Below are 24,282 nucleotides of genomic sequence, written 5' to 3' on the forward strand. Positions count from 1 at the left end.
AGCTTGAACATAAATTGCTGGTTGGTCTAAATATCCGCCCTCATAGGGCAAACAATGAAACTCCTTGCACATCAAAAATATTTTTAGATAATCATTAGAAAAGTCGCCGTTCCCCATCGATCGGGAAACGGCGACTTCTAGTTTTTTACTTCTTCTTTTGATAGTTCATTCATTTTGTTGATTTCTTCGGAAATTTTATTGAAGATTTCCTCATCAAGACCCTGGACCGTTTCTTCAGTCACAACTTCTTGAGCACTCCAGGCCTTGATTGCTTTGGAAAGTTTGTAGTATTCAACTTGCTGTACTTTTCCAACCATACCGATCATGCCAGTTGGCATCTCATTGCTGTTCTTGTCTAAATTCTGTAGTTCTTTAGGATCTATTCCTTCAAGTGAAGCAGACAATCTGCTTGCTATCTGGTCTTTAACACCTTTGGATAGGTGTTGCAAATCTACCCAACCGCCCTCCAATTCAATTCTTTTTGTCGGTTTATCCTTTGAAAACATAGCCAATTAAAACTCCTCCTTAATACGAAGCCGTACTGTTGATCAAAGTTATTTTCATTGCATGTAACGCAGCTGGATCATACTTTGCAGACCCGTCTACTTGAGTAGCAATCGCCCCTGCGCCGTCCACGTTGATTGGGAATGCAGAAAACCTAAATTTAGGAACATCGATGGTCATTTTATAATTGTTAGTCCCACTAATTACATCGCCAGTAAGTTCGATTTTTAATGGAACTTCATTTTGCGCACGGAATTTGTTGTACTCTGCCATATCTTTTAAATCTAAAGAGAATTTGACCGGGAAAGTTCGGAATCCATTGCGAAGGACCCGAGAAATGACCTTGGTTCCATCCAGGGAAGCCCGTCCCTCCAAGTTGTTTTGAATGCCGAATTCGACTGTGGAAATGTCTTTATTCAGTGTTCCATCTAAAGTCACCGATGCTTGAAACCACCTAAATGGATTAGTCGCTTCAAAACTTGGTGCTGTTTTGGCAATTAGGGCCAAAGCTTTGGCGATGATTGCTGCAGATCCCTGCATCAGTTTATTGTCAGTTCCGAAACTGAATGTGAGATCGTTGACCACGGCTCCTGAGTATTGAAAGGCTTGTTCCATATCCCTGTGAACCTCTAAAGTATAAGGAGGCAAAGCGCAGACATTAGAGAAATTCGCTTGGACAGGTGTGAAAACATGCTGATAAACGCCAGCAACCACTTCAGTCGAAACGGGTGCACCAAAAGCAGCTCTCAGCATATGTCCAACTACATTTGGATAGACATCAAATGAAATATCCCCTGAAATATTGCGCATTCCTTCATAGGAAGCTCCTTCATCCACGACTCCGCTGATGTTTTCAGAAATGACCTGTTCAATTTCCTCATTCAAACCCTCAGAGGCGAACCTTAAATAGTCCGCAGCCGCTACAGGTGTTCCATACGTTACTTCCTTACCTAACCCGATATGTGCTAAAGCACCAAATGGCATTATTCGTCACCATCTTTCTTTTCTTTTTGTTTTTTCACACGAAAAAGCCCGGTAGATAAAAGTGTTTCGTCATGCTCCACTTCATCACCAGGCTTGAATTGACCGAATCCCGGAAAAATCCGTTCTTCGTTCCCGATATATATGATTTTCTTATTATTCGCCATGTAAGGAATCACTCCTTAAAAATCTTCTTCCGTAGTTGCGAGCAATGAGAGCTCAGCGAGCATCATTGCAGTTGGTTGATCTAAATTTACAAATACATCCCCATCTGAAACTGTATGATATAAGCAGGAACCTCCTAAAGAAGGATCCGTACGTAATTGTTTTATGGTATTAACAAGCAGATACCGAATGTCCATTTGTGGCTTTGTAACATCACTGGAATTCAAGGGGATATATAGCCTGATGACCCAACGCCAATTTACTGATTTTCGTCTTGTCGCTGAATCCGACTGTGAAAATCCATCGAAATACAGTGTAGCTGCAGGTAACTGAGTCATGCTTTGTGGTTCATGATCATATGCAGCTGCGATTCCTTCCACAGTAACGATAATATCCTTTATTTTTGTGGCCATAATATTTAAATCTGTCATCCTGAAGACAACTCCTCAATTGCTTGCTGCACACCTTGTGAGAATAGACTCTGGATTTCACCAGAGGATTGCATCTGTTCAACTGTACCCTCAAGAAACTTGTATGCTTTATGACCAGGGTGACGAACTTGTCTAACAAATAGTGATCTTCCGCCAATGGGAATTCTTAAATACTTCCCTTTTTTTGCTTTAATTACGTGTGATTTCGCTCCACCTTCAAGAATATGACCAACAAAGTGCTGCGATCCAATGACAGACTTATCTTTTCCTGTTTTTCCTCGAATGGATTTAACCAGTCTTCCTGTTTTAATCAATCCGAGGGAGCGTACTTTTTTCCTTACCTGCTTAGGCACGTTCCTGGTAATCAGTTTCATACCTGATTTGATGGCTTTAGGAGCAATTTCATTGTTATGATCGATTAAACGTTTCAGTTCATGACTGATTTCAACCCTTGCATTGATTTCCTGTGCCATTACATCACCTTCTTATAAGGTGCAAGCAATACTTTAACCTGAGCCGGTAAAGCTTCCGGCCTAAATACAAAACCTTCTTGGAAAGTAGTTGAGAAATTTGCGATATCAGTACTAAAATACGACTTCACCAGATGTTTACATGCAAGTTCAAGGTCTGCAGGAATCTCCACATATCCAGCAGTATAGGAAACTGTTACATTAATTTCTCCTCTTGGCCAAATTCCGCCATTGTTGAGAAGAACGCCATTTCTTTTCTTCACCTTGTACTGTCCAGTAGATAATAGAGTCCCATCTATTGAAACTGACTCTATGGACTTCACTGGATATTGATCTAGCAAGATATGATTCTTACCAGTCCCATCGTATTCTTCTTCCAGGTAAGCCTGTTCTTTAAACTTCCGCTTGCAATAATTTTCTATGGCAGAAGAGGAGGCATTGATTAACTCTTCGATGGTAGTATTATCAATGTCACCCTGTGCCTTTAAGTAAGCTTTTGCAGCAGCAAGGGAAGTTAATGCGTTGGATTTAAGAGGCATAACCAAACCCCTTTCATAAAAATCATAAAAGGAGAGGCTAACTAGCAGCCTCTCCTTGCTTTCCTACTCTTTAGCCAAAAGAGCCTCAATATGCTCTTTTACTGTCTTTCGGTCTTTGCCCTTCGATTCTTCCTCTAGGAATGCCTGGAGTTTTTCAGGGTCAATGTCATTTGTCAAAGCAGCAATCACATCTTGCGCATTTCCATTTAAAAGAGAATCCTGATTCGAGTCTGAATCCTGGTTCTCATCCACTGTAATAAATCCATTCCGGCTCAACTCAGCGAATCTTTCTTTGTTTTGATGCTCGTAAGTTGCTCCGACTTCAAACGCCTTATTAGATTCCTTATCGCGAAACCTCTGAATTACTGTACCTTTCACCAACTATCACCCCTTACGCCACTGGCGTGATATCGAATTGAGCATACACGACAGCTTCATCATCCCAAAGTGTCACGTCTTCACGCTCGATAGCACGGAATTCAGTAGTATTTGACCTCCAAGCATTGCCGCCTTCCTTGGTCATATCGATTAATAGTTGTTCACGATCCCAAAGAACAACTGCTTCTTTCAAGTCACCAACAATGAATGGTGCCATAGCTGTTCCAGCCGCTCCGTCCTCCACTGTAGCAATGGTTTTGTTAGACAGGACTACCACCTGGCGACCAGAAATCGCTTTACCTGAAGGGCTAGTGATATCATCCTCTAGAAGATACTTGCCATCAGAAGTTTTCAGAGTATCCAGCTTGTTGAATCCGTCTTGGTTTGTATAGATTTTACCGCCAACTGAGAATGCTGGATCAAGGGTGACGTTTAGGATTTTTTTGATTCCGTCAACAAGATTTCCTGAAATTGTAGTCTTTACTAACGTGTTTAATGCTGCAAGAATCAAGCTGTTACGAGTAGCTTTTGATTTCTTTGCGATCCACTTTTTCAAATAAGCTTCCAATGCTTGGTCACTGTCATTCAGTAGATTATTTGGTACAGGAAGGAAGCCTGCATAGTCCTCAATTTCATAAGAAAGACGGTCAAATTGAGGAGAATCCATTTCAGACATTGTATTAGGATTGCCGTATTCTGATAGCAATGTGAACGGCGTTGAGTCAGCTCGCTTTTCCAGGGTGCGTGCACCCTTGTCAGTTGTAACCGGCTCGACTGTTACGTATTGTTCCAGGTTATCCACTGTTTTCTTTAGTTCATTGATGTCTGTCGTGATATCTTCAGGGATTACATAACCACCATCTGGACCACTCGCAGATGATAGTTTATTTTCAGGCCGTACGTAATTTGCTGCGAGTAAATCCCTTTCCTCTCCAGAAAGATTGTACCCACGAATTGCCTTCATGAACACATCCTTGTAAGTAGGCGCATCGTTGGTCACAAACGGTACCGGAGCCAGGTTCTGAGCGTTGGTTTTCTCATCGTCATATAGATCTTTGGCGATATCAAATTTATTCTGCAGCTCCTGCGCTTCGTCACGTGCTGCTTTTGCTTCTTCGATTTTATTTTCAGCAAGAAGGCGTTTTGCTTCTGCTTTCTTATTGCTGATTTTCTCCAACATTTCGCGTAATTCTTTGTTCATTGAGTGAACACTCCTTCGTTTTTAGGTATAAAAAAAGAATTAGATCAATTCTAATTCCATAAGCAGCATTTCTTTTTTCGTTTCTAGATTTTCATTGACTGGATTTGGTTTATCAAAGAGTTTAATAGCATCCTCGATAGATTGATTTGCGCTATTCAACACTTCCAGTCGGTTAAAGGAAATACCCTTCATGTTTTGGACATCAAAGGGCTCATCCTGGTATAAAACGCTATCCGCGAATCCATTTTTCACTGCTACATTCGCAGACATCCAAGTTTCATCATCCATCATGGAGGAAATCTCCTCTGGCGTCTTACCAGTCTTGGTAACATAAGCATTGATAATGGAATCCTTAATCGTATCAAGAATGTCTGCCACCCTTCGTAATTCGTGCATATCTCCATATGTCCCAATAAGAGGGTTGTGAATCATCATGACGGCGACAGGAGACATATGTATCTCATCCCCAGCCATTGCAATCACTGAAGCAGCACTCATTGCTTTGCTGTCTACTTTAACAATGACCTTCCCTTTATGCTCTTTCAGGGCATTGTAAATACTTGCGCCAGCAAAGACGCTTCCTCCGTAGCTGTCAATCCACACCGTTAAATCTTGGCCAGAGAATTCCTTCAACTCTTCCTTAAATGCATTGGGAGCAGTGGCAGGTTCACCGAACCACTCATAGATCCATAAATCACCGTCATCGATGATATCGCCTTCAATCCTCAGTTCCACGCTTTCCGGATTATCGGCTGTAGCTTGGTTCTTAATAAATTCCCAAAACGGCACTAGCTGTCACCTCCTTTCTGGTATTGCGTTCCAACTAGGTTAATTGGAATGTAGTTTCCGTTTGTCATCAGAATATCTCCACCTTCTTCAGCTGGTAGGTCAAGATAACCTCTAGCTTCATTTGGAGTGTAAATCGCATTGTTTACCCCTTTAGACAAGGCTTCAATTTGACTCTTGATATCTGCACGTAAAATTACATTTACATTGAATTTAAAAAAGTAGCCTGCATTTATCAGCTGGCTACTTAAACTTTTAAACGTAATTTCCTCTTCATATTGCTTTAATGGATATAACAACGTATCAACGTAAAAAGAAAGGTTCTGCGCTTCAGCGCTCGCATAACTCGACTTTTCGTAATCATTGATTTGATTCGGCTTAATTCCAAAGGCAGCTGCGATCTGCAAGGCTGTATATTTTTTAAGCTCAAAAAATTGGCTGTCTGTCAGCTTTATGTCTAAAGGTACCAACTTCATCCCTAATGGAACCGGAATAATCTTTCCAGCATTCTTTGAACCATTAGCAAAATCCTCGAATCCCTTAACTAAACGGTCCTTGGCATCCTTATCTAAATCGCCGGTGTATTCAAGTACGGCCTTTCCTGTCAGTCCCGTCTTATAAAGATTGTTCATGAACTTTTGACTTTCAAGGCTTCCTTCGACCGTACTCTTTAGGATATCCTTTACTGCCATTCCTGTAATGCCATTGAAAGTAATGGAAGTTTTAAAATGTAAAACCTCTTCATTTCCGAAAATATAGGTTTTCTTGGATTGTTTGTCCTGGTATTTGTACCACATCTTATCTTTAGTCGCCAAAATACCAGCGTCATCAATAATGACGGATACATCCTCGCTAGGCATAATCCATAAATCTTTTAGTTTTGGGCCATCGAATCGCTGCCATACAAATGCATTGCCATGATGATTTCTATTCATTTCGACTGTTGACCAAAAAACGGTGGATGTCATATAAGGATTTGGACGTAATTTAAAGACCTGATAAAGGTCACTTTTATCACTTTTCACAATTCCTTTTTCCGTTGTTTGGTACATTTTCAAAGGTAATTTCCCAATACTTTCAGCAAGGATTTTCATACATGCAAAATAAGTAGCTTCAGAAAGCTTATCCTTCGGAGTATCTGGATCAATTCCTAGCCATTTCAATAGAGTTGGACTTTTCAAATCAACAGTCTGGTTTTTAAATCCGGAGTTTAGCAAGTTTTTAAAAATCACATAGTCACCTCCCTTCACCCCAGTTCAATCACTTTTTAGCTAGTACAAAACCCAGAACCATTAAAACGAAACCAAGTGAATAGTTTCCGATATTCACCCCGAACATCTGATATGTTGTAAATAAAACAATTGCAATTCCTAAGAATATAAAAAAATCTTCCAACCAAGTGGTCAAAAGACTTTTCAATAATACAGCTATATTTCTTTTTAGTAATTTAGCCAAAATCTCTCACCATCCCATCATTGTTAGGTAATCATCAGTTAGTTCATTGATATCTGGCTTAAAGTCACCATGCATAGCCCTGGCATGGGAGTTTATCGTGGCAGCTGCCGGGTCAATGCGTTCTGTTGATTTTGATTTATCTAGCATAATGTTGTCGTTCGAATCACTTTTTGTCACAGCGTTTGCCATCGCAAATGCCAGTACTGGGCTATTGTCATGCACCACATTTCCTTGATAAACTTGCTCACGGAAATCTTTCGTTGCTTCACCCAATGTTTTTATACCCTGCCTCATTTCGACCACAGTATATCCTTCGCTCTCCATATCTTGCGTGAATTGAGTCGCATTCCAAGGATCCGCTGGAATCTCTTTAATAATTAAACCGTATTTTTCTTCCTTATCCTTGATGTACCGCTTGATAAAACTATAATCCACAACTGCGCCTGGGGTTGGTGTAATCCATCCATCCTTTGCCCATAATTGGTAATGAGCACGGTCTGTTTTGGCCCGTAACGCTATTGTCTCTTCAGGCATAAAACTATGATTCTTAATTAGATATTTTTTATCTTTCTTAGCTTCAAAATTTACGCTAGTTAAGTCAATCTTAGCTGATAAGTCAATTCCTACAACAACTTCGCAACCGCGTAACTCTTCCCAATCAAGATCCCTGCCACAAGCATTCCATCTGGTCATATCCATATAACCATTTTCTTTTTGGTCCACCCATATGTTCATCCTTTTGGTTAAAAATGTACGCATCTTTTCTGGATTATCTACTGCAAGCTTCAAATCACTACGAAGTTTCTTGATGCCAGCTTCATAAGTCGCAACGATTGGGTTTGCTTTAATCCAGTTTTTTTCGTCTTTTATGTCGTCATCTTTATCAAGTTCACAAATAATGATAAAATACTCATCGTTTTCAACTGGATTTTCAGGATCTAGCACCTGAGAGCAATATTTATATTCTTTAAAGCAAGGGCCATTCAAATTGGTCCCAGCTGTAGTAATGATGAACATGAGCGTGTTTTCCCTGGCACCCATACCAGAATCAATTACATCGTGAATCTCGGAAGTTTCATGGTCCTTATATTCATCAACAATCCCTAAGCTCGGGTTCGTACCTTCACCTGTTTTTTTCGCCTCTTTTGAGAGTGGGACTATAATGGATCCGCTTCTAAAATGAGTGATTTTCCCGTAAGCTTCTTTGTATTTGCCATGCAGCATGTCACATGCACTGAGTTGCTTAACAATATCGTTGTATACCAGACTGGATTGTTGTCGGTTCCAACCTGCTATATAACATTCTTCCAACTGATCAGAAAGAAAGGTGATATATGAAGCAACAATGGCTAAAAATTGAGATTTCGCGTTCTTTCTCGCCAGCTCAATAAACGCTCTTAAGAACCGTCTTTTATGTGTCTTCTTATGGAGGAAGCCGAAGATATTGGCCGCAACGAATAACTGAAAATCTGTTAGTTCAATATACTGTCCAGCCAGCACTCCTTTAAAGTGCTTGAATTGTTTAGCCCACTCGTAAAAATCGTATAGTTGCTCAATATCAAAATAAAACCAGCAATCATCCTCTTGAGTGTGCTCTAAATCATTTAAGAATCTCTGGCAGGCCCAAATATGTTTTTGACCGGCTGGAATCGTACCATCCAATATATCATTTACATAGTTGAGGACCCTTTCGCCCAGGTTCATACACGATCACCGAACCGCTTTTCAGCCTCATTTTGTGGAGGCTTTTCCTCTTGCTTTGGAATGATTAGTCTCACCCGTGAGGAAATAGTTAATCCCAAATCACTTGCTGCAGATCGGCACTGTTTAAACAACTTGTCCTGGTTGATAAGAAGGTCGGAGTAAGAAGCGTTTGAAACTGTTTTTAAACCTTCTTCAATTACATTTCCTTGTTGGTCCTTCTTTACATATTCAACTTCCTCCGTAGGACAAATTTCCATAAGTGATTCCGTAACTTCTAGATACATTTTTTTAGCAAATAAAAAACGAGCTAATGCGTCTACATCAAGATTTGTCATAATCTCAATCCTCACAAGCTCGTCTGCTATTTTTTTAAATTCCCTTTTCAAATCTTTCGGAAGGTAAGCCGGAGCCCTTACTTTATCAGCTGGCGCTTTAACTTCGGTAGCCTTCCTTTCTGCAATTTCTTTCTTTGTTAAGTGTTTTTTTCCTTTCAACAATAACAATTCAACCGGCTGCCTCTTTCCTGCCATCCGTTTACCTCCTTTCCAAAATTTTCAGTGGGGAATTTTTTCTGCAGAAACCTGGGGGGCGGTACATAGGAAATTTACCCAAACTTTTAAGATCCCCCCTACCCTGGCTATTTTATCTTCCGAATCCACCATCTTCCTTCACAGTCTTACTTGAGTGACAACTGGCACATAGACTTTGCCAGTTATGAACATTCCAAAACAGAATCATATCCCCTTTATGTGGTTTGATATGGTCCACTACTGTTGCAATATCTCCACACCTAACACAGAAAAGATTTTGTGCTAGGAAACCCACTCTCGCCTTCCTCCACTGGTGTCCGTATCCTCTTTCGTAATACTTGCCTCGGTTTAAATCGTAACTATATTTTATTGTTTATGGTCATCACAATATCGATCTCTTGTTAACTTTGGACACCCCATTTTGTTACATGGTTTTAATGGTTTACTTGGCATCTTCAGAAACTATCTCCTTCTTCTTCCTCTCACAGCTCCATTCGCTCTTTCATACAACTTAAAAAAGCACCCTCCAAAGGTTGCTCTTTCTTTTAAACAATTGTTTTATTGTTTCAAAGGACTTTTAAAAACGGTGAATTACTTATTATTAATTTTTCGTCGTTTGTATATTAGTTTATTAGCATTTCAAAATGTAAATTATCCTCTAAAATTGTAAAACCATTATTTTTATAAAAAGCAAGTTGCCTTTCATGATGTTCTTGATTATCGTATGCCATCCAGCCGGTTACTTTATTTAGGCCACGATACTTTGCAAGTTTTATTGCCTCTTCCAACAACAAGGTTCCATATCCCTTTCTAAAATGCTTTTTATCTAAGACTTGTATGTCAGCTATCTGAAGAACTTCATTATCGACGATAAGGTTTATTTGAAAACAAATAAACGACTTATCATCGTTTATATACATTCTATATATTAAAAGATCCTCACTTAAATCTTCAGGTTTTATTAATAGAACAGGTTCACCAAATTTTGTATACACTATACTTTTACCTACTGGAAATGGTGGATTAAGTTGCTCCTTATATTTTCTAATTTTCTCTAACTTAATCTCGTTATCTTTTTTATTAATAATAGTTTTTTTCTTATTAATTTTTTTGGAATTTAGGATTTTAAATATGTTTTGCAAATTCATGTACTCCGTTAACCCCTTTTTTTCGATAGTTTAATACATTTGAAAGTCTATTTCATTTATATTTTCTTTTTCTTTCTTTTGACCCCTCGGGTAGTTGAGTGGGAATCCTATATAAAAAGCATCCTTAAAAGGATGCTTCGCCTTTATCTTTTTTTGATTTCAACAACTGAAACATAGTTAACATTAGCCAGATTAACTCTAAATAAAGCGCTGTTTTGATTAAAGTCAAAACCTTTTTCTTCATATTTAACTGATTCTAAAATACTTTCCTTATTCTCTCCTTCAGTAAAAAAAGATACTGTATTCTCTTTGCCGAAATGGAATGTAACTCTAAACTTTTTCATATTTCAGCCCTCCCTTCATCTACTGATTTCGACAAAAGGAGATATTTTCCTGCATAAAAATCCAAAAGTACCCTCGTAAGGCTGCTTTTTAATAGTAACTATTAAAAGTTTTCCACCCTCTTAAGAACTTGTTTTTTCCTTTATCTGTGCCAATCAATTAGTTCCTGCGAAAAACTTTCCCATCTCAGGCAGGCAAGCCGTCTCAATACACTCAAGTAGTCGATTGGATTCAAGTTTTACGGGTAAATTGAAGAACTCTATGGTATGTGCGCTGTTCTTTATTACAATTGATCTATTCGGAAACAAAAGTAGATTATTTTAATTAAGTAAGGAACAAAAAAAGCTCCTCTCAATTGAAAGAAGCTTAATAAATCCTTTAACCCAATATCATAATAACATCTTTAAAATAAAATCTTCGTTCATTTTTCTGCCTATTGTCTGCCATTTTATTAAATTAAGAATTACTAAAGTCATAATTGTGTTTATCAAAATTGAATAGAGAAATAATAAGCATTCTTTTGTTATCAACAATTTCAGTATGAGAAAAACCGAGAACATTATTTGCTCCCAAAGTTTCATGCAGATAATCTTCTAAACCCTCTAAGTGATTTGACAAATAACTTGCAAAATCTTCGTTCAAAATCTTTATGAGTTCCACAAATTCCAAATTGAAATCTGTAAATTGCTCACTGATTTTTAATAATAGCTCTTGCTTTTCAGCAGGATCCTTCAATATTTCTTTTGCCAGTTTATCAATTTCCTTATAAAAGGTTTCTACTTTTGGTATATAATTTTTAATTATAATGTCTTGGTACCAAAAGGAAAACTTCTTTTTTTCTTTCTCCTCATTATCATCTTTTTTATTTTTTCTAAAAATTAACACCACCACTGCTAAATTTATTAGGGCAATTAAAGCAGTAGCGAGACTTGTAAATGATGTAATTATACTGTTTATAGTCCTTGCATTTCCCTCATTAAAGCCATTACTCATGAAACTTAATATTTCACGTCCGTCTGAAAAAATCATATTAATGAAAAAAATAACACTTAGGAAAAACAGAAAAATTAATGAAATAATTGTGTTCATTATTATCCTAATGGGTTTGAACGTTTTAACGCTCTTATGATTCCATTTTCAATTGATCTATTTATAACATCTGTCCCTCTAAAGTGATAAACTTGCCTGAATTCTGCTGCCCCTAATTTCCTTATACTCGCCCCAAATAAACCTAAGAAAAATGAAGGAGTTAGCGAGAGTGTATCAACTGGAAATTCAAATAAGATTGGTTCTTTTGTTTTATCAATAGCTTCTAAATTTAATTTTTCTCTTAATTCATAGCCTTCTTCTCTGCCTGAATATACTTTTGAATTTTTAACTCTGTGGTTTTCCATTTTAATTGTCAACATCTTGCACCCCCTCTAATTTTTGAGAAATAAATTCACCGTCAATATAAAATTTGATATTGAGAATAGTGCCGGGAAAATAGTTTTTAAGTAATCTTACATTATTCTTATCAGGTGGTAAGTTCAAATCGTTCTCTTTATTAAATGCAATGATTTGTCTAGGTTCCCCATCTTTAATAACGTCAGATATTCTGTATTTATTTGTAAAGTTGATCATAGCATTGCCTGAAATCAAACACATTTCAGATTGTTTTCCATGAATAGTGTCGCCTATCTGTTGAAAGGCATTTATGAATTCAACTGTACCAGTTCCCCTGTCTGAAGTTTTATCGGTTCTAAACCTACTTACTCCATCCTGTAATGCGTAAAGTGTCCATAATACTTCTTCATTCCAACTTGGTCCAAAAAATTTCTTTTTTGAATGCAAGCTAGTTAGTTTATACAAAGAATTTTTCAAATCTAAACTAATCGAGTCTGTGGAATCTTCAGGAATATTGTCCATATGGCGTTTTAATCCCTCATAAATAGTTTGACCGAAATTAAATATTACTAAATTACATTCTCCATGTTCTTCACCTGGTTTAATAATATAGTGCCCGAGTGTAAACCACTGTTTGAATTCTCCAGAATGGATTCTACAATTGTCAATTACTTCGGCAACTATACTTGAGATAAGTATTAGTCCATCTGTGGTTAACTCGATACCTTGAGTATTTAGACAGTTGTTAAAATACTCTGTTATTTTGGTACTAGTTGTAGCAGATGTTTCTGCATTTGATACCCTATAAGTATTAGTATGTTTCCCTCCATTAATAAGTTCTAAAAGTTCAACTTTAATGGATTCTTTAATTTTTTGCTTTATCTCTGGATCTACATTCAAGTGATTCAACAAACCACTTACAAAAAGAAGTACTTTAATTGAATTATCAGCAGGAAGTATCCCACTATAATCCAGACCTCTATTTCGCCTTCTTTTAAATAAGTTGTCTAAGTTCATCACTAAAACATCCATTATAGTCGAAGCACCAATATCTAATTCTATGCAATTAGAGTGGTCAAAATAAATACCTTTCAGGTCCTTTTTTGATGAAAGTTGATACAGTAAGTGATATACCCTCAGAACTTCTTCGGGATTCTTCATCAAAGAAAATACTGGTGGTACAGAAACAAGAACTTTATTATCTATGTATTTTAATCTTGTCTTGTCATTCTCTACAAATTTTGTACTTTTAAGAAAAGAAAAAAAAGCTTTTTCATTCCAATTCTTACCATTTTCAGCTTTAATTAATCGAATTTTGGCCTTCCTATTTCTTCTTTTTTCTTCCCGGAAAAACCTTCTATATTTTAAAACTTTTCTAGTTCTATACTCATCCAGTCTTCTAAGCTTTAGAACCCGATTTTTTATGCTTTGCAAAAAACATACCTCCGGTACATTATTGTCATAAGTATAATACATTGAACTTTACTTTTCACTTTTAATTACTCATATCTTATATTTTGTTGAATTCACCTAAAGTCTGGAAGCCTTGGTATATATATCATTGTATAACTTACTGGAAATGAATTACACATTTATTTTTTATGTGTAACCGTAACGCATTAAAACTTTTATGCGGAACAACCGATAGTAGGTTTATGAAATTGCAACCATATAAGGAGATGTAATTAGTGAATCTGAAAGAACTTACAGCCACGATTAACAAATATGTTGAGGATCTTGATTTTGGTACTGCGCGAGTATACCTGGAAGAAAATTTGACTGTTCTAAATGAAAATAAAAACAAGCTGAACAGCAATGCAAGAGCTCTGCTTGAATTCATTTCAGATAGGCAGCAAGAAGGGGTTCAACCTCTTACAAGAAAGGACATGTCAATAATCAACGCTACAAATTCGTATGCTTCTAAGTTTGATTTAAGAGGATTAAAGGTCTTGGTGAGGGATAACTCCCAGTTGTTTTTAAGGAGTGACATTTCTGCATATATAAATGCTGATGCCAAGATAATATTAGAAGGTATGGGATCTATCAAGAAGCCAAGTTAAGATTAAAAGCTCACTCGCTTATAAATTTCAAAAGCCCTGAGTGTTAGTGAACAATTGTAATGTTATACTTACCATGTAGTCCTCAATTTTATTAAATTACATACGAACATGGAGAGAAGTATATGAGAATCATCAGAGTAGTAATTATAGCAATCATTATCTCATGCGCATTATTTTATGGCGTTTATTATATCGGAACGAATTTGGCTTCAGAAAAGTTAATGGATGTTGTTTCATCGGAATTGGTGAATAGCGGAGAAATAGAGAACATTAAACAAACAATTGAAAGTGACCCGGAACTAAAAGCTCTCTTAGAAAATACTAAATCAATTAATCAGAGTACTTTACCATTTACAACTAAAGAAGAAGCAATTAAAGTTTTAGTACAAAACGTAGGAATAACCGAACTTCAAGCTATACAATCAAGGGTTGAAGAAGGTAGCATTTCAAAGGAAGAAATTTTACAAGAATTTCAAGATAAATTGACGGATGAGGAAATTACCGCATTAAAATTAATTGCTTACAAAGAGCTTTATAATCAATAGAATTATGAAAAAGAGGACTTACTAAAAAGTCCTCTTTTTATAGGAAATTTATTAAATCTCTATTCAAAGAATTAAATCCTAATTGTGCTTTTTATTCCTTTTTTTCATGTATTGATTCTAATCAACACAAACTTTTACTTCCTTAAGCCATACCAACGAAACTAAAAAAGCTCCCTTTTTAAAAAGGAGCTCTTAATATGTTTTTAGCGTCTTGCAAATAAGCTAAAAATAGCAATATTCTTAGCGGTTCTTGCTTCCTCTAGGGTCAATTCTTGTATTTGCTGAATTGTTCGCAACTCATTGATTTGATTTTGGTGTTGCTTTTCTTGCTCATATAAGTTTATGCATTCCTTCAATGAGTCTGCCCGTTGGTTGAGTAAGTAGCTTTCAAACTGTCCTACTGCACTTGGATAGCAATAATCCAAAGGTAAATTTAAACTTTCTAGGAATTCCATAAGACTCTTTTCTTCCTCAATAATTTCTTTAATTCTATCGGCATGCTTTATTGTTTTCTTCTTAATTTGATATAGGTTAATTTTTTCTTCTAAAGTAATATATAAATAGATTGTTGCAAATATAGCAATCAAACCAAAAACTACAATCACGAAGTATCCACCTAAAGCAGCCAAAAATGGTATTGGGGTGGCTACTAAAGTAAACAAGAAATAGCCTAAAATCAACTTTACTATTAACGGTAATTTTGCCACATTATAATTTGGTATATGATATTCCCTATACTCCTTACGTATCTTAGCTAAACTTTTAATTTGCTGCTTAGAGACAGATATAACCTCCAAAAGTTGTATTTTATCCATACGCGAATCCCTCTTTTTCTTATGTATTTTATCAATAAAATTTATATAACGTTACTTTGTACTCCACTATAACTTTTTTATAGCTTTATTATATATCGGTTTCTCCAGCCTTTTTTTCATTATTTTACAAAAAAATTTAAAACCTTTAATCAATATTGTCATTAACATAGGGTTTATATTTTAAATTTATTCATGGCTCTATCCATACTATCCTGGTTGACACCAATATAACGCAATGTAATCTGTGGTGAACTATGGTTGAAGATTTCCTGCAGCATGGCCACGTCTTTGGTTTGATTGTAGAAATGATAACCGAAGGTTTTTCTTAGTGTATGTGTGCCTATCTCCTCGAGTCCGAAATGCTCAGCTGCCTTCCTTAATATCTTGTAGGCCATACTTCTGCCAATCGGCTTATTCCGACCTTCCCTGCTCTTAAATAGGTATTCCTCGTCATCCTTGCCTTCCAGGTAGTGTTTAAGCTCTCTCCTTAAAGCCGGGGTTATCTGAATACGTTTCTGCTTCCCAGTCTTGGTTTCCCTTAGGCTAAAATGACTTTTCTTTGCATCCTTCACCTTCAAAGGAAGAATATCTGAAATTCGCAGACCTGAGTTAATGCCGGTGACAAACAACATATAGTTCCGTTCACTTTCCTCCCTTAAGTGCTTTTTTATTTCACCTATGATCTCAGGATCTCTAATTGGCTGTACAAAGTTCATGCTGTCACACCCTGTTCTTCATAGACTTCAATCTTAAGTAGAAATGCCAGCTTATAAAATGCCCGTGCCTTTACCCGGTAATATTTTCGCTCACTCATCCCAATATCATTGTAGATTTCGTAATCAAAAACATCCTCAACATCCATGTACCTTTTGATGATGATTGCTCTTTCCCAATGAGTAAGTCGATTAACTGCATGTATCATTCGATTAAGGTATTGCTGCATCTCTCTTTCCAAATCAGCATTCTTAATGGCAGCATCTTCTGTTGATGAATGAAACTTATTTGTATTAGATGGTGGAATTATCGAATACGTCTGTGTAATTTGGGGTTGGTTATCGAATTGTCTTAGCAAAAGTATCCTGTATTTCTCTAGTGCTGATTCAACAGCCTTCCTGGTGGCGTTTCGATCAATGGACGGTAAGTTAAAATCTGAAAGATTTCCCATTTTCTCTACCCCAATCTTTTTTATTTTTGTCTAATGGCTCCACCTTTTGAGCGACGATAAGTGGGCTTATAAATGCCCATTAATTCCTGGACTTCTCTCGTTGTCATAACCATCGGCTTAGCTTTGACCTTTTTATCTCTTTGTTTCTTTAAAGGCACCTTATTCTTGCTTGCCCATTTAGTAAGCTCACCCTGAATGGTTCTCACATATAACCCTCCTTATGAAAAAAGAGGACACCGATTAAACTAGAGAAATACTCTAGTTAATCAGTGCCCTCACGCTTTATTCTCGATCTCGGACATTATTAAGCTGATTTTTGCATCAATAACCTGAATGTTTCCTTCCCTTTTGGCGTAATCAATGGTTGGATACCTGCTTTTCCGTTCCGTTCAAATTCTTTAAGCTTAAACAATTCAGGAACATACTTGCCATAAGGCTTTAATTTGCCTATCTGGTCCCTGTAAATGAACCCTTTTTCCAGCAACCAATTAATGAATGTCCTCTGGCCAATTTCAAGCTCCTTTGCTGTATCTCTAAAGTTTGTAAGCAAGTTCCTATCCACCAATGCATCGAAATAATCAGCCTTTGGCTGCATAATCGTTATGCTTTCATTTTGCTTCCTTACCGTTTCAAGGGTTGCTCTAAACATTAGCTGTGTTTGCTGGTCAGTATGAGGAAGATACGTTTTAATGAACATATCTTCATTCGACACATAACCACCAGTCTTTCTGATTAAAGGAAGGACCTCATGAGTCACCCAGCGTTTAAATTGTTTGGCTTCGGTTTTTTTGCTTCCCATTACTAAAGAGTAAAGGCCTGGCTCATTAACAATATTAGCTTCACCTTGACGACCTAGATTAAATCTAGCCCGTTCATCTTCATCTAACCTTTTTAGTGCATCCGAAGGATTGGCGATTTCTAACACATCACACACATCTTTTGCTACAAACCAAACCTCATTGTCCTTAATTATTGTCCTCACTTGATGTTGTTCATAATCGAAAATTTTCTGTAGTTGACTCACTTGTTTCCCCTCCTTTAAATAAAAAGAGGGCACCAATTAATAGCATTGTTGAATGCAAATTAATCAGTGCCCTCACGTTCTATTCCCGATCTCGGACTTATTCAGTTACTCATAAGTCCATTATAGGGTAATTATGATTAATTTGCTAGTGCTTACCAACCTTTATGGAAACCTTTAGTTTGAACTTTAAGAAACGATTCAGTTTTTTTACCTAACTTCTTGATACCAGTACCTTTTTTTCGGGTTTTCTTAAATAGTTTTTTCATTTATATATTCCTCCGCTTTTTGTTCAATTTCTTCTCTATTTAAATAACTTTGTCTTATTTTGACAGCTATTGTCGAACTGGTTTATCAACCTATTTTTTTGGCGATATGAAACATGGTTATAAATAAAATTTCTAAGACTAGGAGCGAAACTCTTTAGTATGAATAATCCAGACTTTGATTCAAAACTTTTATTTCATAAGATTCAGCTTTTACGAAATAAAATGATTTACCTCGGTAATTCAAAAGGATTAACAGATCCTGAAACATTAAAATGCAGTAAAAAGTTAGATCAATTGATTTTAAAATTTCTTCAAAGACAAAAATAAAATTTTGAAATCACTTAAAACGGGCATTCTACATATAAAGACATATTAATTCGTCCCCCTAGAACGGATTAATGGATCTTAGGGGCAAGGTTCACACACTCGCAGAGGCCTTGCCCTATTCCATTGAGTTGGGCTTATGTTTAACTGGATGTACGATCATATTATTAATACTGTATGGTTTGTAATGAGTATTATATTTGCTACTCTATTTTCTGGTATTGCTGTTTTTGTACTAGTGTCTTTAAAAGAAAAGAAGAAACCATAACATCAATTAAGTGTTTCATCGAAATGTTCATTAACCCCAATGACCATTTGGTTGATTTTCATATGCTGCAGAAGGAAATTCCCCACTACTTGAAAATATGGATTTTATTTTTGTTGCATGTCATTTCAGCTTTTAATTTTGACTTAACCTTTTCCATCACACTACCCCCTCCTCTTTTAGATTTATGTACCAAAGGAGTTATTCCTTTGGTACGGTTTATTAATCTATTATGGGGGTATAAATCATTTGGTTGATTTTTTAGCAGAGTACACTTTCCTCAAATCTAACTCTTTTAGATTTACCGCTTGTTGTTTCAACAATGGTTAGACCGTGTAAGACCGCCTCACATTTGAAGGCCTTTCCTTTGTTGCCATCAAGAACAAGGACAATCACCTTTCCTGGTTCTATATGTTGATTGATGGACATATCTTGATTATTGATTTCTATTTCTGTTAATCTTTTTTGCATTCTGACACCCCTGCCCTATGGTATAATTAAGGTGTCGATATCTTTTGATTGCCAGACCGCCCGTCTGGCAGTTTTTTTATTTTCGGGAACTTTTCTTTCCACCGTTGCTCCCATTCTTCTAATGCTGCCTTATTACCAGAAAGACACTCTGTGTTTAACCGAAACAGCGACATAGTTTGCAGTTTTCTATCTTCATTAGCGCTCCATTCTTTTTGATTTTTAAATAAATCATGCTGCCTTTCACAAGATCCAGTGCAAAAAAGAACCTGCTGCGCTTGGACAGTATAAGTGGTGCCACAATTTGAACACTGACTGTATAATCCGGGCATACTCCTACTCCCCTTTTCTGACAATCTCTCCTTCACCGACATCCCGTAATAAAGCGTCTTGGCAGCATACCGGACATTGAATCAGATGCTGTTCTTCAAAGGCTTGCTCGACTGAAAAAGTGACAACACATCCACCACATTCGTAAATGTGAACTAAAGTAATCATGATGACTAGACACTCCTCGTTTGCTTGCATCTATGGCTTATGTATAGACGCTCCAGTTCGGATAAAGGCAGTTGATTAAGGTTTTCTTTATTCACGCCAGATTTCCAAAGTTGATACTCAAGAAACATTCTCCTCTTTTGCACTGCTTCAAGTAGGACGCCCATCTAAATCCCTCACTTTTTAAATTTTTTTAATTCTTGTTCCAGAGCCTTTTTCTCTTCTTCATAATCAAAGTCTTCTAGTTGTTCTGGTTCAGGTTGTTTGGCAGCTGATTGTTGCAGATGAGCTGCAAACCATTCAGGGGGTTGTTCCTTCCTCACAGGCTTCCTGCCACTATTTGACCTATCTCTTCGCCTTGACATTTGATCCCTGAATGCCTTTTGAAGAGCCTTGGCATCCTCCACTGTTTTAACCTTCTTTTCGGCCCATGACCTTAGGATGCTTTCAACATAGTTCCATTTTTTAGATCCGTTCTCGACAGCAAGCTTTAAGGCTTCCAAAACAACATCATCTGAAAGGTCATCACACCAGTTTGCTATTTTTTGAGACATATAGCCTCCAATCATGCCAAAGCCATTTTCCTCAAAAAAGCGAAACGGATTTTCCTTTGGCTCTTGTGCAGGTTCTTCTTCTTCTTCTTCTTCTTCTTCTTCTTCAACTTCTTTTAAAATCTCTGAAGTACTCTCTGAAGTAATCTCTGGTATAGGTCTGTTCAAATTGAACACATGGTCTGTCCATTTTGAACAGATGGTTTGCTCATTTTGAACAGATGCGTCATTATGCATTTCTCCATTTTGAACAAAAGCGTCACCTTGCGAATCTTCATCTTCAACAACCGCGTCGTTATGCATTTGTTCATTTTGAACAGATGGTTTGCTCAACCCCTCCAATTTTTTGTAGTTAATTGTGAACCATTTGGTCCTATCAAACTTCTTTTTGTTGAAATTCCCACTAATCAATAATCCGATACTTTCCAATTTAGAAATGGTTCTCCTGATCGTGCTTATGGACCAGAAAGGAAACTGCTCTTGCCAATCTTCTTGGGTGTTATAGACCCACTTCTTCTCTTCATAGCTATGCTTGCTTTCTTGTAGCCAATAATTCAGTTGCTGCAAGAATATAGCTTCATTCAGTCCTACTTTTTCTGCAAGAGAAGGCAGCACAATGATGGGTTTGTCATCCAATAAAAGTTTGCTCAAGCCTTCCTCCTCCTCTTTTTTGTTTTGGTTTCTACTAAAACTGAACATACGGCGAAGTCATTTCTGACATGTTCCAACCGATAATCTGGATAATGAGTTAAATAATTCCGTACTACGGCTAAAAAATTTTGCTCCGATAAATCTGATTGCTGATCTAACAGCCATCTGGGGAGCAATACCTTGGTTGTCTTTGAAGTTAACAAGGCGTCATGCCTCTATGAAAATATGAATTTGATTACTTTTGTTTACAGGCAGCTGTTCTATTTCTTCCTCAGCCTGATACATACAATCCGAAACACTTTCAGCATCAATGAAAGCCTTATGAACAGTTTGGAAGCAGTTGTTTATCTTGATTGCGAAATCAACTTCAAATAGCATAAGTTGTCCTCCTTCTGAATAAAATTTAACGTGCTGCTTCTTTTTTCTGTTTCCTAATGAGCGTGTTATATCTGTGCTTCACAGCAACTGAGGTACGGTCGAATTTTTTTGAAAGGTGCTCACATGAAACAAGATGAAAGTGATTCAGCAGATAAAAGTCTTCTTCAAAAGTCCAGGGTTTTCTGGTATACCCCTCAAGCACTAATGATTCGTTAAACATTGAAGGCTGCTTTTCAGTGTTTTGGAAAAGAACCCCAGACAAGGATCTCATTTTTGCGCCAACTGGACATTGAGTGTTGCAAATTCTGTTTTGGTTTTTGCCATTGAACTCACAACCTTTGCATTCAGTATCTAATAGATTGTGTATCTTTTGTCTTATCCTTCGCTTTTCAGTGCGATTCATATCTTCCCTCCTCTCTTTTTCAACGCGCACCGTAATGACCAGGAGATTTGTAAAGGGGGAACATCTAAAGGGGTCAGTTAGATGCACTCCTGGCCATTACGGCAAGAATTGAAGATTCTTGCCGTAGAAAGGTTTATAGTGATATAGTGGATGTGGATTTCTTGAACATATATTCAAGCAGTGAGTGTAGGAGCACTTGCTGCTTGCTTTTTTATGTGGACCTTTGGACCGTTTGTCTGCTGGAACCAGATACGAATCTGCTCAATCTCCATAGCAAGCATTCTATAATGGTGTGAATCTGCGATTTTACCCGCGTTACTCAATTTTTTTGCGTAGGAATTAAGAGACTGTGAGATGTAGATCATCTCCATGCCATCGAGCTCCACTGTCCTGTTCATCCCTTCGACTTTTATAAAGACGACATCAAACAGTTTCTGCCCCATTCCGGACAATGATTTACGGTGGTTCCTCATAGAGTTTTTCAACATTTCTCTTTGGACGGTCAATAAATATAATCTTTGTTTTATCGATTTCCACCTCTTAGATTTATTTTCAATTCCTTCAATACCAGGCCCCATCCGTACTGTAATGCCACCATTCGTCCACAAAATGAACATGCAGACATTTCTCTTCTTCGACCCATTCCACATTAGTGGCAGCAGCTAGTAAGTATTTGCGATTGTTTTTATCTTCTGGACTCATTGACTTCCTGTGTTCCCTATATGTGTCCACTAATAATTTGGCCTGCTCTTCGGTCAGTCCAAAGTGAACCATGTATCGACCAACTCTCCTGTTCACTTGAAAAGGAATTCCTTCAATCATGTTTGCCAGATAGTCTCGTACAGGCCGGAGAGCATCGATACGAACATTTAAGTCAACTATTTTTCTTCGCAAATATATAGCCGTTTCCGACTCGAAATCTTTACTGTCATAAAACTCACGCATCATTCCATGCAGCCATTCATGTTTTGTATATAAAAGGTTTAATTCTTCCCTGACACTTTCAAGGACATCCTTTAAATCCAAATCTTCAAAATCAATCACTTGTTATCCCTCCAATCTATTTATTTAATTTTCTGACCTTCAAGCTAAGCTTCCAGGCCTTAAAAACATCCTTCATTGAGAATCCGTATTCGCGGCAAAGCACCCCGACCAGGTTGATTATGCTTGCAGCTGCATCCAGTAACTCTCCTAGAACCCGCTTCATGTCTTCTCTTTCAGCATCTGTTCTTGTATGTATTGGCTTCGCCCAGGAAACCATGTCTAGTTGTTGAAGTGCTTCAACCGTCTCGGTCTTGACTAGGAACACCATGCTTGCAGGATGCTGATCCACATAATCTCCATTGAAATATGGAATGGCTACTTCTCCGGCGGCATCCTGCCAGGTGTTAAAATAAAATTCCACATCATCCAGTGCTTCCGCGATCGGACGGCGCATATCATTGGGCACCCTCCTGGATCCTGTCTCATACTTTGCTAAGCTCTCCCGCGATATTGGAAGGTCCAATGATAGTTCTTCTTGTGAGTACCCCTGTCTTTTTCTCGCATTGGCCAGCTTCTCCCCAATGGCCATAATCTCTTCCTCCCTTTGTACCTAACACTTACTAGGAATGTGACTTTTTAAGCTGATAAGCTATTTAATATAAGTGGTTGGTTGCTCTTTTAACCATGTGACTAGGAATTGTTCTGTTTCTTTAGCAGGAAACACCCACTTTCGCCCTACTCGAAACTTTGGAAATCGCTGATCGAAGAAGAATTGTTCCTTAACAAATGGCTCGCTCATGCAGGTTTGCCGGCAAAGTTCTTTCATATCCCAAAAAACCGTACGGTTCTGAATTTCATCCAAGTGCTTACGGAGTTCTTCATGGAATTTTTGTTCAATATCATCCTGATCGATATGAACACTTAGCAAAGTTGACACCCCCTAATTGATTTTGATGACTTGTTCCAGGTACTTTCCCCGAGTTCCAGCTGAACATCTATGATGATTGTCGGGGTATCTGCATAGGATGTTTTTCTCTGATAGAAGTGAGATAATTTCATTGACGATGTGTTCTTTTTGTTTTGGACTCATGTCTAGCCTCCACTAGCCTAGCTGCTTTTAGGTAACGATTTGTTGCCTTTATCTTCAAAAAAAAGTGTCCAATCGATTTCTAGAACTTGGGAGACTTTTTTAGCTGTTGATACACTAGGTGTTCTATCGCCATTTTCAATCATGCCATAATACTGGCGTTTAATCTTAGCTTTATCAGCTACTTCTTGTTGGGTCAACTCAAGTTCTTTTCTTGCATTTGATAACCATGCTCTCAAAGTAACACCTCCTAAAGAAACATTTCGTTGCTTTATATTCATAATTATACGCAACATTTTGTTTCTGTCAATAATAAAAGCAACATTTTGTTTACTCACATTTACGCAACTATATGTTGCTGTATAATTAAGGTATATACAAATTAAGGGGTATTATTATGCTGGCTGATAGATTAAAGAAATTAAGACTCAGTAGGAAGAAAAAACAAGAAGATATAGCGAAGTTTTTAGGAATTACCCGTCAAGCGTACGGTCATTACGAAAACGGGAATCGCCAACCTGATTACGACTCTCTAAAAAAACTTTCTGATTTCTATGAAGTTACAATTGACTTCTTATTAACTGGAGAAGACCAGCAAGGCTCTAGTGATGAAATGTGGAAGGAAATCTTGGATCCACAAAAGCAAATGTTCTTTAAAGATTTGATGGATGCTCCAGATGAAAAGATCGCTGAGTTAATTAGGTTCTGGGAATTTATTAAAGAGCGCGATAAAAAGAATTAGCACGCCTTGCGTGTTTTTCTTTCGGGAACTAATGGGTTT

38 protein-coding genes are annotated in these 24,282 nt (G+C 37.3%); 4 read left to right on the plus strand and 34 right to left on the minus strand.

What is annotated here, in order from left to right; all coding sequences use genetic code 11:
* Window positions 1-137: 137 nt before the first annotated feature.
* The 18 genes from M3204_RS03435 to M3204_RS03520 form a co-directional block, all read right to left on the minus strand.
* The gene (locus M3204_RS03435) at window positions 138-512 is read right to left on the minus strand and encodes a hypothetical protein (protein WP_251478570.1); all 375 of its coding nucleotides are present in this window, start codon (window positions 510-512) and stop codon (window positions 138-140) included.
* A 13-nt stretch (window positions 513-525) separates the two neighbouring features.
* A complete protein-coding gene (locus tag M3204_RS03440; protein ID WP_251478572.1) occupies window positions 526-1,488 on the minus strand; it encodes a phage tail tube protein in 963 nt (320 codons plus the stop codon).
* Entirely contained in the window at window positions 1,488-1,652 is a 165-nt protein-coding gene (locus M3204_RS03445) for a hypothetical protein (protein ID WP_251478574.1), read from the minus strand. Before M3204_RS03445 ends, M3204_RS03440 begins: the two co-directional genes overlap by 1 nt.
* Before the next feature lie 15 nt (window positions 1,653-1,667).
* Window positions 1,668-2,081, minus strand: a complete 414-nt coding sequence (locus tag M3204_RS03450) for a hypothetical protein (protein WP_251478576.1) — start codon at window positions 2,079-2,081, stop codon at window positions 1,668-1,670.
* On the minus strand, window positions 2,078-2,554 hold the full coding sequence (locus M3204_RS03455; RefSeq protein ID WP_251478578.1) for a hypothetical protein: 477 nt from the start codon (window positions 2,552-2,554) through the stop codon (window positions 2,078-2,080). Before M3204_RS03455 ends, M3204_RS03450 begins: the two co-directional genes overlap by 4 nt.
* Entirely contained in the window at window positions 2,554-3,090 is a 537-nt protein-coding gene (locus tag M3204_RS03460) for a head-tail connector protein (protein ID WP_251478580.1), read from the minus strand. The genes M3204_RS03455 and M3204_RS03460 overlap by 1 nt, the downstream gene beginning before the upstream one ends.
* Window positions 3,091-3,153: 63 nt before the next feature.
* Window positions 3,154-3,468 carry a hypothetical protein gene (locus M3204_RS03465; protein ID WP_251478582.1) on the minus strand — a complete coding sequence of 105 codons (315 nt, stop codon included), beginning with the start codon at window positions 3,466-3,468 and terminating at the stop codon, window positions 3,154-3,156.
* Window positions 3,469-3,481: 13 nt separating this feature from the next.
* Window positions 3,482-4,669: a phage major capsid protein gene (locus M3204_RS03470; RefSeq protein WP_251478584.1), complete on the minus strand. Its 1,188-nt coding sequence runs from the start codon at window positions 4,667-4,669 to the stop codon at window positions 3,482-3,484.
* A gap of 39 nt (window positions 4,670-4,708) precedes the next feature.
* Window positions 4,709-5,458, minus strand: coding sequence for a head maturation protease, ClpP-related (locus tag M3204_RS03475; protein ID WP_251478586.1), 750 nt, complete (start codon window positions 5,456-5,458; stop codon window positions 4,709-4,711).
* Window positions 5,458-6,687 carry a phage portal protein gene (locus M3204_RS03480; protein ID WP_251478588.1) on the minus strand — a complete coding sequence of 410 codons (1,230 nt, stop codon included), beginning with the start codon at window positions 6,685-6,687 and terminating at the stop codon, window positions 5,458-5,460. The genes M3204_RS03475 and M3204_RS03480 overlap by 1 nt, the downstream gene beginning before the upstream one ends.
* A 229-nt stretch (window positions 6,688-6,916) precedes the next feature.
* Window positions 6,917-8,614: a terminase large subunit gene (locus tag M3204_RS03485; protein ID WP_251478590.1), complete on the minus strand. Its 1,698-nt coding sequence runs from the start codon at window positions 8,612-8,614 to the stop codon at window positions 6,917-6,919.
* Window positions 8,611-9,144: a phage terminase small subunit P27 family gene (locus M3204_RS03490; protein ID WP_251478592.1), complete on the minus strand. Its 534-nt coding sequence runs from the start codon at window positions 9,142-9,144 to the stop codon at window positions 8,611-8,613. The genes M3204_RS03485 and M3204_RS03490 overlap by 4 nt, the downstream gene beginning before the upstream one ends.
* A gap of 112 nt (window positions 9,145-9,256) precedes the next feature.
* A complete protein-coding gene (locus tag M3204_RS23840) occupies window positions 9,257-9,352 on the minus strand; it encodes a hypothetical protein (RefSeq protein ID WP_353056028.1) in 96 nt (31 codons plus the stop codon).
* 415 nt (window positions 9,353-9,767) lie between these two features.
* Window positions 9,768-10,292, minus strand: a complete 525-nt coding sequence (locus M3204_RS03500; protein WP_251478594.1) for a GNAT family N-acetyltransferase — start codon at window positions 10,290-10,292, stop codon at window positions 9,768-9,770.
* A 143-nt stretch (window positions 10,293-10,435) separates the two neighbouring features.
* Window positions 10,436-10,636, minus strand: a complete 201-nt coding sequence (locus M3204_RS03505) for a hypothetical protein (RefSeq protein WP_251478596.1) — start codon at window positions 10,634-10,636, stop codon at window positions 10,436-10,438.
* Between the two features lie 454 nt (window positions 10,637-11,090).
* Window positions 11,091-11,723: a hypothetical protein gene (locus M3204_RS03510; RefSeq protein ID WP_251478598.1), complete on the minus strand. Its 633-nt coding sequence runs from the start codon at window positions 11,721-11,723 to the stop codon at window positions 11,091-11,093.
* A gap of 2 nt (window positions 11,724-11,725) precedes the next feature.
* The gene (locus M3204_RS03515; protein WP_251478600.1) at window positions 11,726-12,043 is read right to left on the minus strand and encodes a hypothetical protein; all 318 of its coding nucleotides are present in this window, start codon (window positions 12,041-12,043) and stop codon (window positions 11,726-11,728) included.
* Window positions 12,030-13,454, minus strand: a complete 1,425-nt coding sequence (locus M3204_RS03520) for a hypothetical protein (protein ID WP_251478602.1) — start codon at window positions 13,452-13,454, stop codon at window positions 12,030-12,032. The genes M3204_RS03515 and M3204_RS03520 overlap by 14 nt, the downstream gene beginning before the upstream one ends.
* 254 nt (window positions 13,455-13,708) lie before the next feature.
* Between M3204_RS03520 and M3204_RS03525 the strand changes: the two genes are divergently transcribed.
* Window positions 13,709-14,080, plus strand: a complete 372-nt coding sequence (locus M3204_RS03525; RefSeq protein ID WP_251478604.1) for a hypothetical protein — start codon at window positions 13,709-13,711, stop codon at window positions 14,078-14,080.
* 122 nt (window positions 14,081-14,202) lie between these two features.
* Window positions 14,203-14,625: a hypothetical protein gene (locus tag M3204_RS03530; RefSeq protein ID WP_251478606.1), complete on the plus strand. Its 423-nt coding sequence runs from the start codon at window positions 14,203-14,205 to the stop codon at window positions 14,623-14,625.
* Window positions 14,626-14,828: 203 nt separating this feature from the next.
* On the opposite strand, the gene M3204_RS03535 is transcribed toward M3204_RS03530, so the two are convergent.
* The 5 genes from M3204_RS03535 to M3204_RS03555 form a co-directional block, all read right to left on the minus strand.
* Window positions 14,829-15,440 (minus strand): hypothetical protein, encoded by a 612-nt coding sequence (locus tag M3204_RS03535; protein WP_251478607.1) that lies wholly within the window; start codon window positions 15,438-15,440, stop codon window positions 14,829-14,831.
* 173 nt (window positions 15,441-15,613) lie between these two features.
* Window positions 15,614-16,156 carry a site-specific integrase gene (locus M3204_RS03540; protein WP_251478609.1) on the minus strand — a complete coding sequence of 181 codons (543 nt, stop codon included), beginning with the start codon at window positions 16,154-16,156 and terminating at the stop codon, window positions 15,614-15,616.
* Window positions 16,153-16,605 (minus strand): ArpU family phage packaging/lysis transcriptional regulator, encoded by a 453-nt coding sequence (locus M3204_RS03545; RefSeq protein ID WP_251478611.1) that lies wholly within the window; start codon window positions 16,603-16,605, stop codon window positions 16,153-16,155. Before M3204_RS03545 ends, M3204_RS03540 begins: the two co-directional genes overlap by 4 nt.
* Before the next feature lie 20 nt (window positions 16,606-16,625).
* Window positions 16,626-16,811 carry a hypothetical protein gene (locus M3204_RS03550; RefSeq protein ID WP_251478613.1) on the minus strand — a complete coding sequence of 62 codons (186 nt, stop codon included), beginning with the start codon at window positions 16,809-16,811 and terminating at the stop codon, window positions 16,626-16,628.
* A gap of 98 nt (window positions 16,812-16,909) precedes the next feature.
* Complete coding sequence (locus M3204_RS03555; RefSeq protein ID WP_251478615.1) at window positions 16,910-17,629, minus strand: BRO family protein; 720 nt, start codon at window positions 17,627-17,629, stop codon at window positions 16,910-16,912.
* A 425-nt stretch (window positions 17,630-18,054) separates the two neighbouring features.
* Between M3204_RS03555 and M3204_RS23630 the strand changes: the two genes are divergently transcribed.
* A complete protein-coding gene (locus M3204_RS23630; protein ID WP_285856891.1) occupies window positions 18,055-18,222 on the plus strand; it encodes an aspartyl-phosphate phosphatase Spo0E family protein in 168 nt (55 codons plus the stop codon).
* Window positions 18,223-18,745: 523 nt separating this feature from the next.
* Here M3204_RS23630 and M3204_RS03565 read toward each other — a convergent pair.
* From M3204_RS03565 to M3204_RS03615, 11 genes are all read right to left on the minus strand, one after another.
* Complete coding sequence (locus M3204_RS03565) at window positions 18,746-18,955, minus strand: XtrA/YqaO family protein (RefSeq protein WP_251478617.1); 210 nt, start codon at window positions 18,953-18,955, stop codon at window positions 18,746-18,748.
* A gap of 26 nt (window positions 18,956-18,981) precedes the next feature.
* A complete protein-coding gene (locus M3204_RS03570) occupies window positions 18,982-19,284 on the minus strand; it encodes a hypothetical protein (protein WP_251478619.1) in 303 nt (100 codons plus the stop codon).
* A 339-nt stretch (window positions 19,285-19,623) separates the two neighbouring features.
* Entirely contained in the window at window positions 19,624-20,649 is a 1,026-nt protein-coding gene (locus M3204_RS03575) for a DnaD domain-containing protein (protein WP_251478621.1), read from the minus strand.
* Window positions 20,650-20,856: 207 nt separating this feature from the next.
* Complete coding sequence (locus M3204_RS03580; protein WP_251478623.1) at window positions 20,857-21,027, minus strand: hypothetical protein; 171 nt, start codon at window positions 21,025-21,027, stop codon at window positions 20,857-20,859.
* Window positions 21,028-21,052: 25 nt separating this feature from the next.
* Window positions 21,053-21,430 (minus strand): zinc-finger domain-containing protein, encoded by a 378-nt coding sequence (locus tag M3204_RS03585; RefSeq protein WP_251478625.1) that lies wholly within the window; start codon window positions 21,428-21,430, stop codon window positions 21,053-21,055.
* Window positions 21,431-21,603: 173 nt separating this feature from the next.
* Complete coding sequence (locus M3204_RS03590; protein WP_251478627.1) at window positions 21,604-22,047, minus strand: hypothetical protein; 444 nt, start codon at window positions 22,045-22,047, stop codon at window positions 21,604-21,606.
* Complete coding sequence (locus M3204_RS03595) at window positions 21,992-22,474, minus strand: hypothetical protein (RefSeq protein ID WP_251478629.1); 483 nt, start codon at window positions 22,472-22,474, stop codon at window positions 21,992-21,994. Before M3204_RS03595 ends, M3204_RS03590 begins: the two co-directional genes overlap by 56 nt.
* Before the next feature lie 16 nt (window positions 22,475-22,490).
* Complete coding sequence (locus M3204_RS03600; protein WP_251478631.1) at window positions 22,491-23,003, minus strand: helix-turn-helix domain-containing protein; 513 nt, start codon at window positions 23,001-23,003, stop codon at window positions 22,491-22,493.
* 60 nt (window positions 23,004-23,063) lie between these two features.
* Complete coding sequence (locus tag M3204_RS03605) at window positions 23,064-23,342, minus strand: group-specific protein (protein ID WP_251478633.1); 279 nt, start codon at window positions 23,340-23,342, stop codon at window positions 23,064-23,066.
* Window positions 23,343-23,354: 12 nt separating this feature from the next.
* Window positions 23,355-23,504, minus strand: coding sequence for a hypothetical protein (locus tag M3204_RS03610; protein ID WP_251478635.1), 150 nt, complete (start codon window positions 23,502-23,504; stop codon window positions 23,355-23,357).
* Window positions 23,505-23,521: 17 nt separating this feature from the next.
* On the minus strand, window positions 23,522-23,740 hold the full coding sequence (locus M3204_RS03615) for a helix-turn-helix transcriptional regulator (RefSeq protein WP_251478637.1): 219 nt from the start codon (window positions 23,738-23,740) through the stop codon (window positions 23,522-23,524).
* Window positions 23,741-23,898: 158 nt separating this feature from the next.
* Between M3204_RS03615 and M3204_RS03620 the strand changes: the two genes are divergently transcribed.
* Window positions 23,899-24,243: a helix-turn-helix domain-containing protein gene (locus M3204_RS03620; RefSeq protein ID WP_251478639.1), complete on the plus strand. Its 345-nt coding sequence runs from the start codon at window positions 23,899-23,901 to the stop codon at window positions 24,241-24,243.
* Window positions 24,244-24,282: the final 39 nt, after the last annotated feature.

Source organism: Mesobacillus subterraneus (genome assembly GCF_023715485.1).
Classification (GTDB): domain Bacteria; phylum Bacillota; class Bacilli; order Bacillales; family Cytobacillaceae; genus Mesobacillus; species Mesobacillus subterraneus_B.

Excerpts from the sequence above, each read along its gene's own strand:
- M3204_RS03440 (WP_251478572.1), bottom strand. The coding sequence starts at position 1,488 with ATGCCATTTGGTGCTTTAGCACATATCGGGTTAGGTAAGGAAGTAACG.
- M3204_RS03445 (WP_251478574.1), bottom strand. The coding sequence starts at position 1,652 with ATGGCGAATAATAAGAAAATCATATATATCGGGAACGAAGAACGGATT.
- M3204_RS03450 (WP_251478576.1), bottom strand. The coding sequence starts at position 2,081 with ATGACAGATTTAAATATTATGGCCACAAAAATAAAGGATATTATCGTT.
- M3204_RS03455 (WP_251478578.1), bottom strand. The coding sequence starts at position 2,554 with ATGGCACAGGAAATCAATGCAAGGGTTGAAATCAGTCATGAACTGAAA.
- M3204_RS03460 (WP_251478580.1), bottom strand. The coding sequence starts at position 3,090 with ATGCCTCTTAAATCCAACGCATTAACTTCCCTTGCTGCTGCAAAAGCT.
- M3204_RS03470 (WP_251478584.1), bottom strand. The coding sequence starts at position 4,669 with ATGAACAAAGAATTACGCGAAATGTTGGAGAAAATCAGCAATAAGAAA.
- M3204_RS03485 (WP_251478590.1), bottom strand. The coding sequence starts at position 8,614 with ATGAACCTGGGCGAAAGGGTCCTCAACTATGTAAATGATATATTGGAT.
- M3204_RS03490 (WP_251478592.1), bottom strand. The coding sequence starts at position 9,144 with ATGGCAGGAAAGAGGCAGCCGGTTGAATTGTTATTGTTGAAAGGAAAA.
- M3204_RS23840 (WP_353056028.1), bottom strand. The coding sequence starts at position 9,352 with ATGATTCTGTTTTGGAATGTTCATAACTGGCAAAGTCTATGTGCCAGT.
- M3204_RS03500 (WP_251478594.1), bottom strand. The coding sequence starts at position 10,292 with ATGAATTTGCAAAACATATTTAAAATCCTAAATTCCAAAAAAATTAAT.
- M3204_RS03505 (WP_251478596.1), bottom strand. The coding sequence starts at position 10,636 with ATGAAAAAGTTTAGAGTTACATTCCATTTCGGCAAAGAGAATACAGTA.
- M3204_RS03510 (WP_251478598.1), bottom strand. The coding sequence starts at position 11,723 with ATGAACACAATTATTTCATTAATTTTTCTGTTTTTCCTAAGTGTTATT.
- M3204_RS03515 (WP_251478600.1), bottom strand. The coding sequence starts at position 12,043 with ATGTTGACAATTAAAATGGAAAACCACAGAGTTAAAAATTCAAAAGTA.
- M3204_RS03530 (WP_251478606.1), top strand. The coding sequence starts at position 14,203 with ATGAGAATCATCAGAGTAGTAATTATAGCAATCATTATCTCATGCGCA.
- M3204_RS03535 (WP_251478607.1), bottom strand. The coding sequence starts at position 15,440 with ATGGATAAAATACAACTTTTGGAGGTTATATCTGTCTCTAAGCAGCAA.
- M3204_RS03540 (WP_251478609.1), bottom strand. The coding sequence starts at position 16,156 with ATGAACTTTGTACAGCCAATTAGAGATCCTGAGATCATAGGTGAAATA.
- M3204_RS03545 (WP_251478611.1), bottom strand. The coding sequence starts at position 16,605 with ATGGGAAATCTTTCAGATTTTAACTTACCGTCCATTGATCGAAACGCC.
- M3204_RS23630 (WP_285856891.1), top strand. The coding sequence starts at position 18,055 with ATGAATAATCCAGACTTTGATTCAAAACTTTTATTTCATAAGATTCAG.
- M3204_RS03565 (WP_251478617.1), bottom strand. The coding sequence starts at position 18,955 with ATGCAAAAAAGATTAACAGAAATAGAAATCAATAATCAAGATATGTCC.
- M3204_RS03570 (WP_251478619.1), bottom strand. The coding sequence starts at position 19,284 with ATGCCCGGATTATACAGTCAGTGTTCAAATTGTGGCACCACTTATACT.
- M3204_RS03580 (WP_251478623.1), bottom strand. The coding sequence starts at position 21,027 with ATGCTATTTGAAGTTGATTTCGCAATCAAGATAAACAACTGCTTCCAA.
- M3204_RS03585 (WP_251478625.1), bottom strand. The coding sequence starts at position 21,430 with ATGAATCGCACTGAAAAGCGAAGGATAAGACAAAAGATACACAATCTA.
- M3204_RS03590 (WP_251478627.1), bottom strand. The coding sequence starts at position 22,047 with ATGTTCATTTTGTGGACGAATGGTGGCATTACAGTACGGATGGGGCCT.
- M3204_RS03600 (WP_251478631.1), bottom strand. The coding sequence starts at position 23,003 with ATGGCCATTGGGGAGAAGCTGGCCAATGCGAGAAAAAGACAGGGGTAC.
- M3204_RS03610 (WP_251478635.1), bottom strand. The coding sequence starts at position 23,504 with ATGAGTCCAAAACAAAAAGAACACATCGTCAATGAAATTATCTCACTT.
- M3204_RS03620 (WP_251478639.1), top strand. The coding sequence starts at position 23,899 with ATGCTGGCTGATAGATTAAAGAAATTAAGACTCAGTAGGAAGAAAAAA.